Here is an 18,853-nt window from a genome sequence, read left to right on the forward strand (position 1 = left end):
AGTATCGCGGGAGGGCGCCCACTTGTCGACGCGGGTCGTGGAGCGGGCGCCGCCACGGTGCGGTGCGGACCGCTCAGAGCCTGTCGATGTCCAGGTTCGCCATGGCCGCGCGCGCCACCTCGCGGCCCCGGTCCGTGAAGTCGCCCTTGCCCGGGTAGCTGACCGTGAGCTTGTACATATCGCCCGCGGAGTTCTTGTAGTAGAAGATCTGCAGCTCGCGGGGCCGGGGATTCTGGCTGTCGTTCGTCGTGTAGGAGACCGTGTTCTCGGCGGCCTGCTTGCCGTGGTACCCGGTCTCCTTCGGTTCCGTCTTCTTCGGGCCCGCGGCCATGGCCAGCTCATAGGCGCCGGTGTCCTTGAACTCGCCGTTGTCGGCGTACATCTCGGCGGCCGAGGAGTCCTTGATCTGGTGGGAGGAGTCCTCGGACTTCCTCGCGAGGTGCAGTCCGATCCAGATGCTGCCGCTCCAGTCGGTGTACGTCACCCAGTTCTTGTCGGTGTCGTTCTTCCCGGGCCTGGTCACCTGGTAGTCCGCGGGCACCGCGAGCGTCGCGCCCAGTGCCTCGGCCCGGCGCTGCTGCCAGCCGTCCGGCAGCGGTCCCGCGAACGGGTCGGCGAGGACGAGGTACGCCGCCACCGCCATCGCGACCACCGCGGCGCCGATCCCGAGCAGTGCCTTGCGGCCGAGGCGGACGCCCCCGCCACCGGGGACGGGGACGGGGACGGGGACGGCCGGCTGGGTCGGCGGGACCGGCTGCGGTTCTTTCGCCGCCTCTCGCAGGAGCCGGCGGACCTCGGCAGCGTCCGGGCGGCGTGCCGGGTCCTTCTGCAGCAGGCCGTTGATGGCCTCGGCGAGCGGGCCCCGGGCCGACGCCGGGGCGGCGGGCGTGGAGTGGAGGACGGACTGGAGGGTGGCGGGCGTGTTGGTGCGGCGGAACGGCGAGACGCCCTCCGTCGCCGCGTACAGCACCACGCCCAGCGACCACAGGTCGGAGGCCGGGCCAGGACGGTGGCCCAGCACCCGCTCGGGCGCGATGTACTCGGGCGAGCCGACGAAGCCGCCCGTGTCCCTCAGGTTCGTCTCGCCTTCGATCTGCGCGATGCCGAAGTCGGTGAGGACGACCCGGTCGTACCGGCCGAGCAGCACGTTGTCGGGCTTCACGTCGCGGTGCAGGATGCCCGCCGTGTGCGCGGCCTCCAGCGCGCCGAGCACCTCGAGGCCGATCCTCGCGGCCTCGCGCACCCCGAGCGTGCCCTCCTGGAGTACATCGCCCAGGGAGCGGCCGCGCACCAGCTCCATCACGATCCACGGCCTGCCGTCGACCACCGCCACGTCGTGCACGTCGACGACGGCCGGGTGGTCGAGGCGCGCGGCGGCCCGGGCCTCACGGCGCATCCGCTCGTAGACGTTGGCCTGTTCCCGTTCGGGAAGGTGGCCGGGGATCCGGGGTTCCTTGACGGCGACCTCACGGTCCACGGTCTCGTCCTTGGCCCGCCACACCGTGCCCATGCCACCGTGGCCGAGCTTGGCGAGCAGCCGGTAGCGTCCGGCGATCAGCCGCCCGGCCCCGGGGTCCTCCGCCCGGTCGGGCACGACCTGGGTGGGGACCGCCTGGGGCTGCGCGTCCGCCGGTGCGGACTGCGGCCGCGCGTACGGGTTCCCCGGATACGGCACGGCCGGCCGTGGCGGTTGCAGTCCGAAACTCGTCGTCTCGTCGGACCGGTGCGGCCCTCCCCCGTTGCTGCTCATGCGTTCATCCTTATACGCGGGCCCTTCGGCAGCCACCCCTGCCCGACACCGGTCACAGATCCGTGACCGACCGCGCAACTTGTCTCCGGTTCACGCCAGTACGAACGCGGCGCGGCCGGACTGCGCGGCTACGAACGCGCCCTGGCCGAACTGCGCGGCCACGAAGGCGACAGCGGTACTACGCCGGTACGAACGTGTCAACCGCCACGTCGAAGTACTCCTTCGCCTCCCGTACCTTCCCGACCGGCGCCGATACCCAGACGTCGTACATCCGGCCGTTCTCCTCCCAGCACAGGTCGTAGGTGTGCCGCGGTCCCTCGGCGGCCGTGAAACCGTCCCAGGTGAACTCCCACAGCGCGGCCGAATTCCCGTGGTGCGACGTCCCGGTGACCCGGCCGTCGCGATAACCGGGGTTGTTGGCGGGCCCTTTGGCGTCCGCGCTCCGCATCACCGCGAGGGGGCCACCTGTTTCGGGATCGGTGGCCTTGATGCCGATGCGGAAGGTCTGCCCGGGCGACATGTAGAAGATCCGCTCACCCTGAGGGGCCCGGGTGAACCCCTCCGGCACGGCGAGCGAGAAACCGTCCGGATCCTGGACCGACCGGTACCCGGAGGGAGCCGTGCGGGGCGCGCGCGGTGCCGAAGCCGGTCCCGAGGACGGCGACTTCGTCACCGTCACGGTGGGCGCGGGCGAGGGCCCCGTGGCCGGAGAACTCGACGGACGGGTGCTCGCAGATGTGCCAGGCGGTCCCGAACTCGCGGGCACCCCACCACCGTTGCCGCCGTCGCGGATCAGCAACGTCGCCGCCGAGACGCCCGCACCCGCCATCGCGGCGACGAGGGCGGCCGCGATGAGCACGCCGCGGGCGGAGATTCCACCGGGCCGCGGCACCGCGCCCACCGACGGTGTCGCCGACTCGGGTGCCTCCCGCGAGGGCGCCGCGCGCCGGGGGATGTCCCCCTGTGGCGGCGTGTACGCCACCGGCACGCGTGGCGTACGTCCGGTCTCCAGGAACTCCTGGAGCAGCCGCTCGGCCTCCGCCGCGTCCAGGCGCCGGTCCTGATCGCGCTCCAGCAGCCCTCGCACCACGGGCAGGATCGGTTGGGCCTGCGCGGGCGGACGGATCTCGTCCGCCACCACCGCGTGCAGGATGCCGCCCAACGAGTCGCGGCGGAACGGCGACTCGCCGCTCAGCACGGCGCACAGCAGCGCGCCGAGCGACCACAGGTCGGACGCGGGTCCGGTGCGTTCGCCGGACATCCGCTCGGGCGCGGTGTACTCGGGCGAGCCCACGAAGGAACCGCTCTCGGTCAGCGTCGTGGCCCCGGCGACCTGTGCGATGCCGAAGTCGGTGAGGACGACACGGTCGGTGCCCTCCTCCATCAGGACGTTCGCCGGCTTGAGGTCGCGGTGCAGCACGCCCGCCTCGTGCGCGCGGCGCAGCGCGCCCAGCAGGGCGATGCCGATCCGGGCGGCCTCACGGGCGTCGACGGGACCGTGGGCAGCGACGTGTTCTGCCAGCGAGCCGCCGTCGATCAGCTCCATCACGATGTACGGACGTTCGTCGTGCTCGATGACGTCATGGACGACGATGATGTGGGGGTGGTGCAACTGCGCCACCGCGCGCGCCTCGCGCAGGGTGCGCTCCCGCTGCCGACGGAGCTCCTCGACGGAGCGCGAGGTGTCGAGGACGAGTTCCTTGACCGCCACCTGACGGCCGAGCAACTGGTCGGTCGCCCGCCACACGACGCCCATGCCGCCGCGGCCGATCCGCTCCTCGAGCCGGTAGCGGCCCGCTATCACACGGACGTTCTCCCCCTCGGTCCCCATAAGCCCCATCATGCCGCACCGGAGGTCGCCCCTCCGGGACGCTGCCGAGACGGTGGCCGACAAGCGACGCAAGAGGGCGTGCGGGCGGGGTGCGGCGGACGTTCGGGGGCGTACGAGGGGGCGTGCCGGCGCCGGAGCGTACGAGAGGGTGCCGAGCCCGGGCCGCACGCGGGGGCGTAGCCGCCCCGGCTGTCAGCTCGTGGGCTGGCGCCACGCCCGCGGCACCTCGTCGAACTGCTGACGCGTCGTGTCCCAGTCCGCCGCGGGACCGGACATGTAGATGGCGTACTCGACACCGTTGCGGCCTATGTAGGTCTGCTCGATCGCGAGGCGCGGCCCGGGGAAGGGCGTGTCCTTCGCCAGCGCGGTCCACGTGTACTCCCGCACGGAGCCGGGGCAGTCGGCGGAACGGCGAGACACCCTCCGTCACCGCGTACAGCACCACGCCAAGCGACCGGAGAGCGGAGGCAGGACCCGGCCGCTTCCCCCACACCCGCGCCGGGGCGATGAGAGCGACCACAGTGACAGCAGAACCTTCTGTTCCACTCGGATCAACCCTCCTGGAAGCCCCGCAGGATCCAGTCGAACTGCTTACTGGTGGTGGCCCAGTCGTCAGCCGGCGAGGCCGCGTAGATGGCGTACTCGGTGCCGTCACTCTCCATGTACCCGACGTCGATCGCACGGTAGGGCCCCGGGAAGTAGTGCGGCGGGTCCTTGGCCAGCGCGTCCCACGTGTACTCCCAGCGGACGCCCGGCAGGTCGCGGAAAAGCTCCTCCTTGAGGCTCAGCTGCTGGTAGTCCTGCAGCCGCCGTGAGACCCGCTGCTCCAGGTAGCTCATGTGCTCGTACGAGGTGCGGAAGTCCGGCGCGGTGTCGACGGCGACCCGCACGAGGTGCTTGCCCTTGTCGGGCGAGTAGTCGACCTGCCGGAGGCCGTCCTGGTCGATGGAGACGGACCGCTTCCACCCCTTGGGCAGGGAGATGCTGAAGCCCACCGGGTCGTTGCGCCGCTTCCAATCGGCGGGGACCGCCTCCTGACCGCCGTCGTCGCTCGGCGTGGCACTGGCATTCGAAGCCGACGATCCAGAGGCGGAGTCGCCGGGGCTGCCCGTGGCGACGGACCCGCCGCTGCCGACGTGCCGGTTGCCGAGGCGGTTCGCGGCCACCGCACCGCCCACGCCGACGACCGCGGCCACCGTGAGGACGAGCGCGATCGTACGACCTCGGCGGCGTCTGCGGGGCGCGGGCGGCGGAGCGGACTGAGGCAGGGTGCCGCCGCTCGTGCGCGGATCGCCTGTCTCCGCCCGGCGCGGCACGTTCGCGGTCGTGTGCTCCTCGGCACGCAGGTTCACGTGCATCGTCGACACGTACTCCTGTGCCGCCTTCGGCCGCCTGCCCTCCACGGCCTCGGCCAGCATCTGCTCCAGCCGTGCCGCGTCGGGCCGCTGCGCCGGGTCCTTGCACAACAGGGCCGCGATCACCGGCTCCAGGGCGCCCGCGAACTGCGGCGGCGCGGGGTGCTCGTCGACGACGGCCTGCATGGTCGTCAGGGGCGAGGTCCGCCGGAACGGCGACCTTCCCTCCACCGCCGTGTACAGCGTGGCGCCGAGCGCCCACAGGTCGGAGGCGGGGCCCGGGTCGTGGCCGCGGACCCGCTCGGGAGCGAGGTAGTCGACGGACCCGACGATCTCCCCCGTACGCGTGATGGTCGAGTCGCCCTCGACCTGCGCGATGCCGAAGTCGGTGAGCAGCACACGTCCGTCGGTGGCGAGCAGGACGTTGCCCGGCTTCACGTCGCGGTGCAGCACGCCCGCGGAGTGCGCGGCCTGTAGCGCGCGCAGCACCCACTGACCGATGCGCGCGGCCTCGGTGGCGTCGATACGGCCGCGTTCCTTCACGGCGTCGGCCAGCGAGCCGCCCTCGACCAGTTCCATGACGATCCACGGACGGTTGTCGTGCTCGAGGACGTCGTGGATGGTGACGACGGCGGAGTGGTTGATGCGCGCGGCGGCGCGTGCCTCGGCGTGGGTCCGGGCGAGAAGAACCGCTCGGTCACTTTCTGTGACGTACAGAGCCGCCGTCAGTTCTTTGATGGCTACCGCGCGGTGCAACACCTCGTCGTGGGCGCGCCATACCCGGCCCATGCCGCCGCTGCCGATGGAATCGACGAGCCGGTAGCGGCCCGCGAGGAGCAGGCCCTGCATCTGATTCACGTTTCCCCGCAATGCTCTTGACGAAGTCACATTAGAGAGCGGCCTTCGCGCAGGGAACGGGCGGGGGTGGAACGGAGACCGCACTGTGACGGTTCTCGCTTCCACGTACGGGACGGAACCACCGCACACTCAACGCAATCGGACGCCGTCGCCCGGGTGTTGGGCGGGTCCGGCGAGGCGGAGACGGGGTCGCGGCGGGGGCCGGATGGTGACGCGGAGTGGTCAGCCCGTGGCCTGGTACGTCTGCTCCGCCTGCTCGTACAGTCGCGTCACCTCGTCGCGTTCGGCCTCCGGGCCACGCACCTGCACCACGTGGTAGCGGCCGCCCACGAGGAGGACGAGGTTCCGCACGAACAGCTCCCGCCCGTCCCCGTCCGTCCAGGTGAACTGGCCCTCGACCATCGTCCGTCCGCCGACGTCGATGCGCCGCATCCCGCTGGAGGTGGCCCAGGTCGAGTCGCGGAACGGCTGCAGTTCGGGCTCCGACTCCCGTTGGTACGTCAGCGGATCGCTGCCGAACCTGCCGGTGCTGTCGCGTCCGGGCACGACGATGAGCTCGAAATCGCCCTGAGAGTAGACGACCTGCCCGCTGCCGTTCCTCGGCGTACGGTCCCAGCCGTTCGCCACCGCGACGCGGAAGCCCTCTGGGTCGCTGCGGAGGGTGAAGCCCTGCGCGACCTGGGTCTCGCTGGTCTGCGTCTGCGCGGAACCGGCCGACGGCGAGGGGCTCTTGGACACCTGGCCGCCGGGCTGCCGCGTACCGCCCCGGCCGGACTGCTGCGGGGCGGGGCCGACCTCGCCGGCGACACCGGTGCGGTCCCCCGACGTACCGGCACCCCTGCCGTTGCCGGAATCGGCCTTCGGCATGAACGCCATGGCGTACGCGATCGCCGCGGCCAGCGCGAGCAGGATGAGCAGAAGAAGGGTGCGGCCGAGTCTGCGCGGCCCCGGCGGGCGGCCGTCCTTGGCGCGCTTGTGACGAGCCGGTGCGGTCGCGGGCAGCCTGGCACGGCGCTTGCGGACCAGCTCCCCCCGGCGCCGGACCACCGGCAGCCGCCCGAGGTCGACAGGAGGCGCCGCGATGACGTGCGCGCCCGCGTCGGGCTCGGGCGCGGACCGGACGAGGGAACGCAGCCAACCACGCAGTTCCTCGAAGTCGATCCGCTCGGTCGGGTCCTGACGCAGCAGCGACTCCACGACCGGACGCAGCGGCCCGCACTCCTCGGCGAAGGCGGGCGGCTCGGCACAGACGAGCTGGACCAGCTCGGCGGTGTTCTCCTCGGGGTACGGCGCGTGCCCCTGCACAGCCCGGAAGAGCAACGCGCCGAGCGCCCAGAGGTCGGTCGCGGGGCCGATCGGCGCGGCCAGCTGCCAGTTCTCGTGCACCGGCCCGGCCTGCTCGGGCGCCCATCGCTCGGTGACCGGCCCGACGACGGCCATACGGGCCTGCCTGGCCCGCTCGGCGACCAGGGCGGTGGCGGGGCCGCGCTGGATCCAGGGGGCCGGAGCGGTGCCCGCACCCGAACCCGGGGCGCCTTCTGCCCCGCCGGGCATGGCGCCGTGGTGCGAGGTGGTGGCCGCACCCGGCCTGTGCGTGCCGCTTCCGTGGGGTCCGCCGCCGTTCTCCCCCGGCGCGGAGGTACCGCGGGGCAGCGCGGTGCGGCCCCGGCTCTCCACGGTGGGCGCGGCGGGGCGCGGTACCGCACCGTGCCAGGAGGCCGAACCGCCCACTCCGTACGGGTCGGCGATCTGTCCCGGCGGCGATGTGCCGGGGGTGCGCTCTCCTGTCGGCCCGGGTGCCTGCGGCGGTGTCACGGTGCCCGGGTCGGACGCGCGGGGTGCGGGCAACGCCGGGCGTCCGCCGCGCTGTTCCTCCTGCACCCGGGCCGCGGCTCGGGCTCCCGCGCGGTAGGCCGCGATCGCCCCGGCTCGTGCGGCCCGTACGTCTCCGGTGGACTCCAGGGCACGGGGCCCCACCGCGGGCGCCCCTTGGCCGGGCGCGCCGTCGCCCGTGGACGCACCGTTCGCCCGCGCCTCGATCGCGGCCCGGCGCGCGGCCTCCGGATCCATGCCCCGCGCGGTCGCGCCCACGGAACCGAACGTGCCGCTGCCGGGCGCGCCACGGGGCGGTCCGCTGCCGCCGTCCCCCAGGGGGCCGCCGGTGCCGGTGCCCGACGGGCCGCCGGTCCGGGCCCCCGGAATGCCGGCGTTACCGCCCGGGGTCCCGTCGCCTGGCTCGACGTCCCGGGCCAGCACCGGGTCGTACCCGCACAGTGCCTCCTCCGCCGCCCCGGCGGCCAGGCCGGTCAGCACCACCCGGCCGTCGTCGCAGACGAGCACCGTGCGCGCCGTGATGTTCCGGTGCACCCAGCCGTGGGCGTGCAGGGCGCGCAGCGCGGTGAGGATGTCGGAGGCGACCTCCGCCGCCCGGTACGGCGTGAGCGGCTTCTCCGCGAGCAGGGTCGCCAGCGGTTGTGCGGGCACCAGTTCGCTCATGATCCACAGCGAACCGCCCTCGGCGAACACGTCGAAGACCTGGTCGAGCCGGGGGTGGTCGGGTATCTGTGCGGCGGCCTGCGCCGCCTCGATCGCCCGCCGTACGGCCGGGTCGGGGGGCCGCCGCGTGGCCGTCCCCGTCCGGGGCGAGCCGCCGCGGGACCTGCCGTCGCGTGCCACGAACCCCTCGGGCAGGCCGTCGGCACCGAGCACCTCGGCCTCGACGACCTCGGGCAACGGCACCTGCCGTACACGGACTTCCTGTCCGCTGTAGGTGTCGAACGCCCGGGTCTCGGCGAGTTCGTACTCGTCCGGGGGCGGCAGCGGCAGGCGGTAGCGGTCGGCGAGTACCCGTCCCGCATAGTCGTCCACGATGCCTCCCCCGGCTGCCCGGTTGGTCAATTCCGTTCGCCCGGCGTCCCGTTCCGAATGCGTACGGTCCGCAATCCCTCACGATACGTGCCGGAGGCAATCTGCAACCCGGGGATGTCATATCTCCCCGCGACTGTCGCCACGACCCAACCGTGCCGGACGCCCGTCACGTATGCGGTCACATCACGACTTCGGCTGGAACGTCTTGGTCAGTGCCTCCCAGGTCCCCTTGCGCAGATCACCGTCCCAGCCGGAGGCCTTCGCCGTGTACATGAGTCCATAGCCCTGATGCGAGTTGACGACGAACCCGCGGTCGATCACCCGGTAGGTGGTACCGCCGTCGGCGTAGGTGAACTCCCAGTCGGCCGTGTTCCAGTCGCGGTAGTCCACCTTCTCGATACGGACCCGCTTGTACTGGGCGCGCGTCATGTAGTGCTCCTGGCTCTGCCAGTCCGCCACCGGGTCGTCCTTCGGGGTGGACGTCCAGGCCACAAGCAACTTCTGGCCGTCGGGGCCGGTGAAACGGTCCCCGGCGGAATCCGACGACTGGTACTTCCAGCCCGCCGGCAGCCCGATCGAGTACCCCTGACCGCCCTTGTACGGCGTCGTCCCGGCGGTGTCGTCCGACGATCCGGACGGCGCACCGCCACTCGCGCCGACGCTCGCGGACGGCGAGGCGTCGCCGGTGTTCTGCTCGTCCGAGCCCTTCGTCGCCGAGTCGCGCGTGCTGCCGCTGTCCGTGTGCGAACCGCCGCTGCCGCCCTTGCTTCCGCTCCCGGCGGTCGCGCCGGTGGACGCGGCGGACTTGGTGGAGCCCTTCTTGTTGTCCTGCGAGCCTCCGTCGCCACCGCGGAGCGCGAGCGCGAGCACCGTCCCGAGCACGGCGAGCGCCACGACCACGGCGACCAGCACCAGGGTCCGCTTCGGCACGACGTCGGTGAGCGGGGCCCGGGGCGGCTGTGCGGGCCGTTCCGGACGGTCCGGGTCGGGCACGATCGGCCATCCCGAACTGGGCTTCGTTGTACCTGAGTTCGATGCAAGATCGGTGGTCGTGTCGCGTGCGCCGTCCGACGTCGCCGCCCGGGTCGTACCGGGTGTCCCGGCCGCGGGCGCGGCCGCCGCGCTCGGGGACGACACGTCCTCGGACGTCTCCCCGGCCGTGGTCCCGGTGGCCTTGTCCCGGGCGGCCGCGGCGGCGGTGGCGGCGCCGGCCGACGTCGCGGCCTTGCGCACGGACCGCAGCGCCCCGCGCAGCTTCTCGGCCGCCTCCTCGCCCCGCTTGGCGCCCGCAGCGCTGCCGGGCGTCCCCTTGCCCGGGGACTCCTCGGGCACCGGCGGCAGGGCCACGACCCGCGTGGCGTCCGCCGGCGGCTCCTTCTTGAGATCGGATGCGTGGATCACCTCGTTGAGCATGGTCCGCGCGCCCGCGTCGTCCAGCCGCTGCTGGGGGTCCTTGGCCAGCAGCCCGAAGATGACGTTCTTCAGCGGGCCGGCGTTCTTCGGCTCCTCGACCGGCTCGGTCATCACGGCGGTCAGCGTGGCGATCGCCGAGCCCTTGTCGTACGGGGGCACGCCCTCGACCGCCGCGTACAGCAGTCCGCCGAGCGACCACAGGTCCGCCGCCGGGCCGGGCTTGTGCCCGCGGGCCCGCTCCGGCGCGATGTAGGACGGGGCGCCGACGAGCATGCCGGTGGAGGTGATGGAAGGGTCGCCCTCGACCTGCGCAATACCGAAGTCGGTGAGCACGACCCGGCCGTCCTCGGCGATCAGCACGTTGGACGGTTTCACGTCGCGGTGCAGGATGCCCTCGCGGTGCGCGGCGCGCAGCACGTCGAGGATCGCGAGCCCGACCTCGGCGGCGCGCTTCGGCTCCAGCAGGCCGTCCTCCCGGATGGCCTCGGCGAGCGACTTGCCCTCGATCAGCTCCATCACGATCCAGGGCCGGTCGTCCTCGTGGACCACGTCGAAGACGGTCACCGCACCGTTGTTACGGATCCGGGCGATCGCCTTGGCCTCCCGCAGCGTGCGCGTGATCAGCCGGCGCTTCTCGTCCTCGTCGATGCTCGACGGGAACCGCAACTCCTTGACGGCGACCGTACGACCCAGCGTCTCGTCCTTGGCCCGCCACACGGTGCCCATGCCGCCGCGGCCGAGTACGTCCCCCAGCCGGTACCGCCCGGCGAGGAGACGTTCGCTCTTGTCCTGACGGGATGTCCCCGCCCGCTCCGCCTCCGACATGCGTCCCCTCATGCAACCCGCCCTGACAGAGCCTCCATTGTCCCTCACCCACGGACCACCCGACGCCCAGGGTGCCCCTGATCCGGCGGCTCGCACCGCTCCCGCGAGCGCCTCGGCGGAGCGGACACCGCGGCGACGAGGCTCGGCCGTGCGCCACGGCACCCGGTCGCGCCGACGCGGGCGCCCCGGCCCCGCCGCCGGAGCCGGCGGCAAGGTGGCCCCGCCCGGCCCTGCCTAGGGGTCGTCCCCCATGATGGGCCGCGACAAGGAAGGATGCCGATGCCGCTGCGCCGGACACCCCGGACCCGGACCCTATTGGCCGTACCGGTGTGCCTGGCCCTGCTCGGACTCACCCCCGTCCACCCCCCGACCCCCGCGGTCCCGACGCCGGACGCGGTGCTCCCGCTGTTCGTCACCGAGGGCCGGGCTCCCGCCGCCGCGCTGCTGACCCGTGGGGAATCGGGTTCGCACTTCGTTCTCGCCGGTCAGGGCATCGCTCGCGCCGACCACTTCCGCGCCGGCAGCATCACCAAGACCCTCATCGCGACGCTGGTGCTGCAACTGGCGGCCGAGCACCGACTGTCCCTGTCGGACACGGTGGAGGCCCATCTGCCGGGGCTGGTGCGCGGCGCGGGCAACGACGGCCGCGCGCTGACCCTGCGCGACCTGCTCAACCACACCAGCGGCCTGGCCGACTTCATCAAGGACACCAGGGCAGTCGTCCCCCTCACTCCGCTCGAGGCCCTGAGCGTCGCGCTCACCCACCCTCCTGCCGCCCGGGGCCGCTTCTCGTACTCCAACACCAACTACGTCCTGCTCGGCATGGTCGTCCGGCAGGTCACCGGTCACTCGTACGCCGAAGAGGCCGAGCGCCGCATCATCACTCCCCTCCGTCTGACGGGCACGTCCTTCCCCGGCGCCCGCACCACGCTTCCCTCGCCGCACGGACGCGGCTACGCCGCCGACGGCTCCGACGTCACCGAACTCGACCCGCGCGTGGCCGGCGCGGCGGGTGAGCTGGTGACCACGCTCTCCGATCTCGACCGCTTCTACGCGGCACTGCTGAGCGGCGAACTGCTGCCCCCGCGATGGCTGCGCGAGATGCTCGACACCCGTGCCGCACACGGCGCGTACGGCATGGGGCTGTTTCCGCAGAAGCTTCCGTGCGGCACGACGGTGTGGGGACACGACGGACGGATCTCCGGCAGCTACGTGCGCACCGCAGCCACCGTCGACGGCCGTCGCGTCCTCACTTTCCGTGTGAACACGGACGGGTTCGCGAACTCCGGACTGGAACGGGACCTGCTCACAGCCGCGTTCTGCCCCCGCACCCCGTAGAACGAGCCGGTTCCGAACGGAGATCCCGGACTGCGCCACTCGTTCGAGTGATCCCAGTCAGTGATCCCAGACCAGGAGCGCGAATCGCGCCCGCGAGGCCTCCTTCCAGCGGCAGGCGGCACATTCCTTCGACGTCCGCCGCACGCTCCGTCCGGCGGCAGGCGACGTCCGGGCTAAGAGCCATCACGTAATGCGGGTCGGGGCCTGCTGCCCCGCCAGGGGTGCTTCGTTTACGGGATGTCGATCTTGAGGTTGTGGAGTGCGGCGACGCCGGCGACGGCGTGGTGGACCGCCTCGCCGCGGCGCCTGCGTTGGCGGAGGATCTGGTGGTCTTTGAGCCGGGCGATGGTGTGTTCTGCGACGGCCCGGCGTTTGCGGAACCGGCGGTAGGCGCGGTCTTTGATGAGGCGACCGTCGAGGCCTCGGCGTGGCGTGCGGATGCGGTCGCAGCCTCGGTAGCCGCCGTCGCCCGACGGGCGGGGATGGTCAGGGAGTGTTTTCTGGAGGGTTTCGCGGAAAACGACATTGTCGTTGCGGTTGCCGGGCCAGGCGTCTTTGACGGCGACGACTCTCCGGTCGCGGGGCCCGGCAGAGGATCTGCACGTTGACGCTGCGCCGGTAGTTCTTGCTCTTCGCTGTGCGCTGCTGGTCGTGGACGGGGATCAGCGTTCCGTCGACCATCCACAGCTCCCGCCGGTCGGTGGGCGGTGGCCCGAGGAGCTCGGCGAGCGGTTCGGCGAGCCGAGTCATCACCCGGTGGCCGGCGTGTGGGAGACGCCGAAGAGGGAGCCGAGTTGCTGCATGGTGAGGTTGGTCCGGTACGCGAGGACGAGGAGGGTCCGGTCGGCGAACGGCGGTGACCAGGGCCTACCGCGGCCCGTATCGGGTGCGAGCTCCCACAGCTGCTCGATGAGGTGCTGCATGTGCGGCCCGGTCTGTGCTGTCCGGGCACGAAGGTCGGCCGACGTGCGGCGGGCAAGACGCAGGCGCATGACGGCCATCGCAGAGGCCGAAGTCCCCTCATGGCACGGGGCGTTGTCAGTGGGGTTTTGTAGCTTTGGCGTTGGTTGCCGTGCTGGTCAAACTGCGGACAGGTGACGGCGTCCGGCATGAGCCAAAGAAGGAGGTGGAGCATCGGTGAGCACAGCATTGGGCAAGCCCGTGTCCGCCTCCGGCGGTGCGCCTCCTGCCCGTCGATACCGGGGAAAGAACAAGGGGAAGCGCTGGACGCGGGATAAGGACATCGACGTTGCGGTGATCCGTCTGCCGCTCGATGTCCACGACCCCGGCGCCCGGCACCGGACCGAGGGTCTGTTCTCGGCGATGTGGTCCGTCAAACGCGCACTGCAGCGTGACGCGCGGGACGCCGTCGACGCGTACTGGGCCGGCGATGTCCGCCGCGAGAGGGACGCGAAAGCCTGGCGGCTTCAGCTGGGTCTGTCCCGGGAAGGGATGGAACGCCGCGCCTACCGGCACATGGAAAACTCCAGGCACCTCGCCCATCACGTCACCAAAGCACTGGTGATGCACCAGGCCGACGAGGTCTTCGAGACGTCCGTGAGCCGGCATCTGTTCCCGGATGCCTCCGGCCGCAGGCACGGCCGGCCCCGCGCGGGCCGGTGGTGGGACTACACCCGCATCCCAGGCCGCGCTCGCTCCCACACCATCTCGCGGAAGTGGGAGACCTTCCGGCTGCACGGCACCCTGGCCGGGCACCTGGACACCTACCGCAACCGCAACCTCGACCGTACGGTCACCACCCCGGAGCAGGCTGCCGCGCTTCCTGCAGGGACCGGGGTGCTCGAGCAGCCTCGGCACCTGCCTGCTCCTATGCGCCCTACGGGACGTATTCAGACGGGCGAGGTGACGGCGAAGGACACGACGAAGACGCGGGCCGCGACGTGGTGGGACCACACCGGGCCTTTGGCCGTCGTGTTCACCGGCGGCGCCGGTTCACGTCGTGGTGACCTGGTCCTGTCCGTCCGGCTGCCCTCGGGTTCGGGCCGCTGGCCGCGCCTGGTGCACTTCCTGACCAATCCCGCTACCTGGCACAAGATCGACCTCGTGCGCCGCCGCGACACCTCAGCGCCGGGCGGGTGGGCCTACGAAGCCCACCTGATGGTCCTGAGCGGCGGCTACGCGTCCCCCGCCACGAAGGCCCGGCGTGCGGCGGCGGCCGCACTCGAGCGGGTCGGTGGCATCGACGGCAACGTCTCCAACCTCTCCATCGTCTCCTTCCCCCACACCTTCGACCCCGCCGACGGCGACGTCGAAACAACCCGCATCGAGCCAAGCGACGCGGAGCTTGCCGCGCTGGCGAAAGCCCGGCGCAAGGACCGCGGCCGCAGACGTGCCCTGGACCGCTCCCGCCGAGCGTCCAACCCCGGCCAGTACCGGCCGTCGAAACGCCAACAGGCCCGGGCCGAAAGGCGCCAGGCCGCGGGCCTTCCCCAACGGATCGTCGAAACGCCCGGCGGGGCAAGGGCAGCGAACAAGGCTGGGGTGCCCAAGCAGCCCTACCGGCGCGACAGCCTGTCAGCCGGCTTCCGGCTCGACCGGGCTCGCCTTGCCGAAGCCGCCGCCACCCAGGCTGCGGCAAAAGACCACCGCGCCCGCCGCATCGCCGAAGAGATCACCGCCGAGCACGGCGCGAACCTGATCGTCGAGGACTGCGATATCCGCACCTGGTACCGCAGGTGGGGCAAAGCACTGCAGGCCACCACACCCGGACGGCTCATCACCGCTCTTGGCCGGGAATGCGAGAAGACCGGCGGGCGGATGCTCCGGGCCTCCACCTTCACCACCACACTCTCCCAGACCTGCTTCTGCGGCGAAAAGGTCGTTAAAACCCTCGCCGACCGCATCCACCACTGCCCCGCCTGCGGGCTGACCGGCGACCGAGACAAGGTCTCCGCCGCCCTCTGCGCCCACGTCCACCTCACCGACCCCGACCACCCAAGCACCGCACGCCTGGACACAGTCCAGGCGCGCCACACACAGATCGCGTTCCATGAAGGGCTGCAAGAAGCCCTGTCGAGTCAACCGCAGCGCGGTGCCCGCCCCAGCCGGGGCCGCACCCACGCGGCAGCCCACAAGCCGGATGCTTCCCGCCACGGGCCTCTGCTCGACAAAACACCACCACCCGGTACCGGACTTACCCCGAATGAGACCCGACCCGCGAACGAGCGGCACAAGGCCCACGTCGGAACAGCCGGCTGCACGGAGCCGGCACGCCACCCAGCCATGCCGGCTCCGCACAGACATCGGGCGGACATCACAGCATTACGTGATGGCTCTTAGAGCGGCACTATGTCCGGCGCGCCCAGCCTCGCGGCATCCGCGGTCAGATCGTCGGGCTGGCGTTGCGACTCCCGCTCCGCCTGCACCCGCTTCTCGTAGTGCTCGACCTCGCGCTCGATCTGGTCCGCGTCCCAGCCGAGCACCGGCGCCATCAACTCGGCCGCCTCCCGGGCGCTGCGCGTGCCGCGGTCGAACGTCTCGATCGAGATGCGCGTCCGCCGGGTCAGCGCGTCGTCCAGGTGCCGCGCGCCCTCGTGCGAGGCGGCGTAGACGACCTCGGCCCGCAGGTAGTCGTCGGCCGCCCGGAGCGGTTCGCCGAGCGAAGGGTCGGCCACGATCAGGTCGAGCACCTCCTCCGCCAACGACCCGTAGCGGTTGAGCAGGTGTTCCACCCGCACCACATGCAGCCCGGTGCGGGCCGCTATGCGCGCCCGCGCGTTCCACAGCGCCCGGTATCCCTCGGCGCCCAGCAGCGGGACGTCCTCGGTGACGCACTCGGCGACCCGCCGGTCGAGGCCGTGTACCACCTCGTCGACGGCGTCCTTGGCCATCACGCGGTACGTCGTGTACTTGCCGCCCGCCACGACCACGAGACCGGGCGCCGCATGCGCCACTATGTGCTCGCGGGACAGCTTGCTGGTGGCGTCGGACTCCCCGGCGAGCAGGGGCCTCAGGCCCGCGTACACGCCCTCGACGTCGTCGCGCGAGAGGGGCACGGCGAGGACCGAGTTGACGTGCTCCAGCAGGTAGTCGATGTCCGCGCTGGAGGCCGCGGGGTGTGCCTTGTCGAGGTTCCATTCGGTGTCCGTCGTCCCGATGATCCAGTGTCGGCCCCACGGGATGACGAAGAGGACGGACTTCTCTGTCCTCAGGATCAGGCCCGTCGACGAGTGGATCCGGTCCTTCGGCACGACCAGGTGGATGCCCTTGGACGCCCGGACGTGGAACTGGCCCCGCTCGCCCACCATCGCCTGGGTGTCGTCGGTCCACGGCCCGGTGGCGTTGACGATCTGCTGGGCCCGGATCTCGTAGTCCCCGCCGCCCTCCACGTCCTGCACCCGGGCGCCGACGACACGCTCGCCCTCGCGCAGGAAGCCCGTCACCCGGGCGCGGTTGGCGACCTTCGCGCCGTACCACGCGGCCGTGCGCACCAAGTTGGCCACATAGCGGGCGTCGTCCATCTGCGCGTCGTAATACTGCAACGCACCGACCAGCGCGTCCTTCTTCAGGCAGGGAGCGATGCGCAGGGCATGACGGTGGGTCAAATGACGGTGCACCGGAAGTCCGCGGCCGTGGCCGCGGGCCATCGACATGGCGTCGTAGAGCGCGACGCCCGAGCCCGCGTACAGCCGCTCCCAGCCCTTGTGCTGCAGCGGATACAGAAAGGGCACCGGCTTCACGAGGTGCGGTGCCAGACGCTCCAGCAGCAGCCCCCGCTCCTTCAGCGCCTCGCGCACGAGCGCGAAGTCGAGCATCTCCAGATAGCGCAGTCCGCCGTGTATCAGCTTGCTGGACCTGCTGGAGGTGCCGGACGCCCAGTCACGGGCCTCCACCAGGCCCGTGGACAGACCACGGGTCGCCGCGTCCAGCGCGGTGCCCGCGCCGACCACGCCTCCGCCCACCACCAGCACGTCCAGCTCACGCTCGGTCATCGCCGCCAGTGACTCGGCGCGCTGCGCCGGCCCCAGTGTCCCTGTCCTCACCGCTGCCTCCCGGTCAGTCGCGCTGGCCACACCTTTCCGGCGAAGCCCGGTTCGTCTCCCCCATTCCCAAAGTCTGACCGGGATGCCCGACTTCGGCCACCACGCACCCGCAGCCTGTGGACAACACTCGCGGAAATTCCCTCAGTCAATCCCGCAAGTAGGTCATATTTACTCCTAGTGTGACATTGCGCTCGCTCTTTCTGTCCACAGAACTTGCGCACCTGTCCCGCTTCGGCTACTGGGAAGGACGGCCCACTCCATGCCCGCAGATCTCGCCGTCATCGGACTCGGTCATCTCGGCCTGCCCCTGGCCCAGGCCGCTGTCGCGGCCGGCGTCTCGACCCTCGGGTACCGGACGGGACCCGAGGCCGGTCCCCTCACCGCCGCCGAACTGCGCCGGATGCTCGCGCGGGGTTTCCGGCCCACCACCGACCCCGCCGAACTCGGCCGCGTCCGCACCGCCGTCATCTGCGCCCCCGTCCCGCGCGGGGCCGACGGCGCGCTCGACCTCACCCAGGTCAAGGCCGCCGCCCTCACCCTCGCCGAACGGCTGCGCCCGCACACCACCGTGATCCTGGAGTCACCGGTGCCCCCCGGCACGACGGAGGATTTCCTGCGCCCCCTCCTGGAAGAAGGGTCCGGTCTGCGCGCGGGCCGCGATTTCCACCTCGCCTACTCGCCCAGCCGCGTCGACCCCGGCAACCGTGCCTTCGGCGCCGCCAACACTCCCAAGGTCATCGGCGGCCTCACCCCGGCCTGTACCGAGTCCGCGGCCACCTTCTACGGGCGCCTCACCGACAAGGTGGTACGCGCGCGTGGACCCCGCGAGGCGGAGACCGTACAGGTCCTGGAGACGAACTACCGGCAGGTCAACATCGCCCTGGTCAACGAAATGGCGGTCCTGTGCCACGACTTGGGCGTCGACCTCTGGGACGTCGTCCGCTGCGCGGAGACCAAGCCGTTCGGCTTCCAGGCCTTCCGTCCCGGTCCGGGTGTCGGCGGCCACGCCGTCCCCCAGGACCTGGCGGGCCTGACCGGGCGCAGCCTCCGCATGGTCGAACTGGCTGAGCAGGTGAACGGCAACATGCCCCGGTACGTCGTCCAGCGTGCCGCGACCCTCCTGAACGAGCACGGCAAGTCGGCCCGCGGCGCCCGCGTCCTGCTGCTGGGCGTCACCTACAAGCCGGACGTCGCCGACCAGCAGGGCTCACCCGCGCACGAGATCGCGCTGCGTCTGATGCAACTGGGCGCGTCCGTCAGCTACCACGACCCGCGCGTCCCCGCGTGGAGCGTCCTCGACCGCCCGATCCCGCGCGCGGACTCCCTCTACGAGGCGGCGGCGGGCGCCGACCTGACGATCCTGCTCCAGCACCACCGCACGTACGACCTGCAGGGCCTGTCGGTGAAGGCACAGTTGTTGCTGGACACACGGGGCGCCACGCCTACCGGGGCGGCGCACAGGTTGTGAAGGGGGCGCATGGGGATGGCCTGACCTCCGGGGCCGGTGGCGTACGGGGCGGCCGCGCCGCTACCGTACGAGCAGGTGGAGTCCACTGCAGCGGGTACTGCGGCAGGCTCACCAGTTGGATTAGCGAAGCGTAGTGAACCTGTG

Annotated in this window: 10 protein-coding genes and 2 pseudogenes; 3 read left to right on the forward strand and 9 right to left on the reverse strand. The window is 71.8% G+C overall.

Annotation, left to right across the window (positions count from 1 at the left end; genetic code table 11):
- Window positions 1-73 precede the first annotated feature (73 nt).
- From ACQEXA_RS23570 to ACQEXA_RS23595, 6 genes and pseudogenes are all read right to left on the reverse strand, one after another.
- A complete protein-coding gene (locus ACQEXA_RS23570; protein WP_433130941.1) occupies window positions 74-1,750 on the reverse strand; it encodes a serine/threonine-protein kinase in 1,677 nt (558 codons plus the stop codon).
- 178 nt (window positions 1,751-1,928) lie between these two features.
- The gene (locus ACQEXA_RS23575) at window positions 1,929-3,581 is read right to left on the reverse strand and encodes a protein kinase domain-containing protein (protein WP_433130943.1); all 1,653 of its coding nucleotides are present in this window, start codon (window positions 3,579-3,581) and stop codon (window positions 1,929-1,931) included.
- Window positions 3,582-3,773: 192 nt separating this feature from the next.
- Window positions 3,774-3,983, reverse strand: a pseudogene (locus ACQEXA_RS23580) (serine/threonine-protein kinase); the annotation flags it as partial.
- 149 nt (window positions 3,984-4,132) lie between these two features.
- Window positions 4,133-5,785 carry a serine/threonine-protein kinase gene (locus ACQEXA_RS23585; protein ID WP_432939456.1) on the reverse strand — a complete coding sequence of 551 codons (1,653 nt, stop codon included), beginning with the start codon at window positions 5,783-5,785 and terminating at the stop codon, window positions 4,133-4,135.
- A gap of 231 nt (window positions 5,786-6,016) precedes the next feature.
- Window positions 6,017-8,662 carry a protein kinase gene (locus ACQEXA_RS23590; RefSeq protein WP_433130945.1) on the reverse strand — a complete coding sequence of 882 codons (2,646 nt, stop codon included), beginning with the start codon at window positions 8,660-8,662 and terminating at the stop codon, window positions 6,017-6,019.
- A 183-nt stretch (window positions 8,663-8,845) separates the two neighbouring features.
- Entirely contained in the window at window positions 8,846-10,900 is a 2,055-nt protein-coding gene (locus ACQEXA_RS23595) for a serine/threonine-protein kinase (RefSeq protein ID WP_432931570.1), read from the reverse strand.
- 279 nt (window positions 10,901-11,179) lie between these two features.
- On the opposite strand from ACQEXA_RS23595, the gene ACQEXA_RS23600 reads away from it, so the two are divergent.
- Window positions 11,180-12,238, forward strand: coding sequence for a serine hydrolase domain-containing protein (locus tag ACQEXA_RS23600; protein ID WP_433130947.1), 1,059 nt, complete (start codon window positions 11,180-11,182; stop codon window positions 12,236-12,238).
- 230 nt (window positions 12,239-12,468) lie between these two features.
- Here ACQEXA_RS23600 and ACQEXA_RS23605 read toward each other — a convergent pair.
- Both ACQEXA_RS23605 and ACQEXA_RS23610 read right to left on the reverse strand, forming a co-directional pair.
- A pseudogene (locus ACQEXA_RS23605) lies at window positions 12,469-12,756 on the reverse strand (transposase); the annotation flags it as partial.
- Between the two features lie 231 nt (window positions 12,757-12,987).
- A complete protein-coding gene (locus ACQEXA_RS23610) occupies window positions 12,988-13,230 on the reverse strand; it encodes a transposase family protein (protein WP_433130949.1) in 243 nt (80 codons plus the stop codon).
- A gap of 145 nt (window positions 13,231-13,375) precedes the next feature.
- Here ACQEXA_RS23610 and ACQEXA_RS23615 point away from each other — a divergent pair, with 145 nt between their 5' ends.
- On the forward strand, window positions 13,376-15,538 hold the full coding sequence (locus ACQEXA_RS23615) for a zinc ribbon domain-containing protein (RefSeq protein ID WP_433130951.1): 2,163 nt from the start codon (window positions 13,376-13,378) through the stop codon (window positions 15,536-15,538).
- Here ACQEXA_RS23615 and ACQEXA_RS23620 read toward each other — a convergent pair.
- A complete protein-coding gene (locus ACQEXA_RS23620; RefSeq protein ID WP_359398081.1) occupies window positions 15,535-17,241 on the reverse strand; it encodes a glycerol-3-phosphate dehydrogenase/oxidase in 1,707 nt (568 codons plus the stop codon). The genes ACQEXA_RS23615 and ACQEXA_RS23620 overlap by 4 nt on opposite strands.
- A 259-nt stretch (window positions 17,242-17,500) precedes the next feature.
- Between ACQEXA_RS23620 and ACQEXA_RS23625 the strand changes: the two genes are divergently transcribed.
- The gene (locus ACQEXA_RS23625; protein WP_433130953.1) at window positions 17,501-18,709 is read left to right on the forward strand and encodes a nucleotide sugar dehydrogenase; all 1,209 of its coding nucleotides are present in this window, start codon (window positions 17,501-17,503) and stop codon (window positions 18,707-18,709) included.
- Window positions 18,710-18,853 lie beyond the last annotated feature (144 nt).

Source organism: Streptomyces sp. CA-106110 (genome assembly GCF_050936285.1).
GTDB lineage: Bacteria > Actinomycetota > Actinomycetes > Streptomycetales > Streptomycetaceae > Streptomyces.

Excerpts from the sequence above, each read along its gene's own strand:
- ACQEXA_RS23610 (WP_433130949.1), bottom strand. The coding sequence starts at position 13,230 with ATGCGCCTGCGTCTTGCCCGCCGCACGTCGGCCGACCTTCGTGCCCGG.
- ACQEXA_RS23575 (WP_433130943.1), bottom strand. The coding sequence starts at position 3,581 with ATGGGGACCGAGGGGGAGAACGTCCGTGTGATAGCGGGCCGCTACCGG.
- ACQEXA_RS23570 (WP_433130941.1), bottom strand. The coding sequence starts at position 1,750 with ATGAGCAGCAACGGGGGAGGGCCGCACCGGTCCGACGAGACGACGAGT.
- ACQEXA_RS23585 (WP_432939456.1), bottom strand. The coding sequence starts at position 5,785 with ATGCAGGGCCTGCTCCTCGCGGGCCGCTACCGGCTCGTCGATTCCATC.
- ACQEXA_RS23600 (WP_433130947.1), top strand. The coding sequence starts at position 11,180 with ATGCCGCTGCGCCGGACACCCCGGACCCGGACCCTATTGGCCGTACCG.
- ACQEXA_RS23625 (WP_433130953.1), top strand. The coding sequence starts at position 17,501 with ATGCCCGCAGATCTCGCCGTCATCGGACTCGGTCATCTCGGCCTGCCC.
- ACQEXA_RS23595 (WP_432931570.1), bottom strand. The coding sequence starts at position 10,900 with ATGTCGGAGGCGGAGCGGGCGGGGACATCCCGTCAGGACAAGAGCGAA.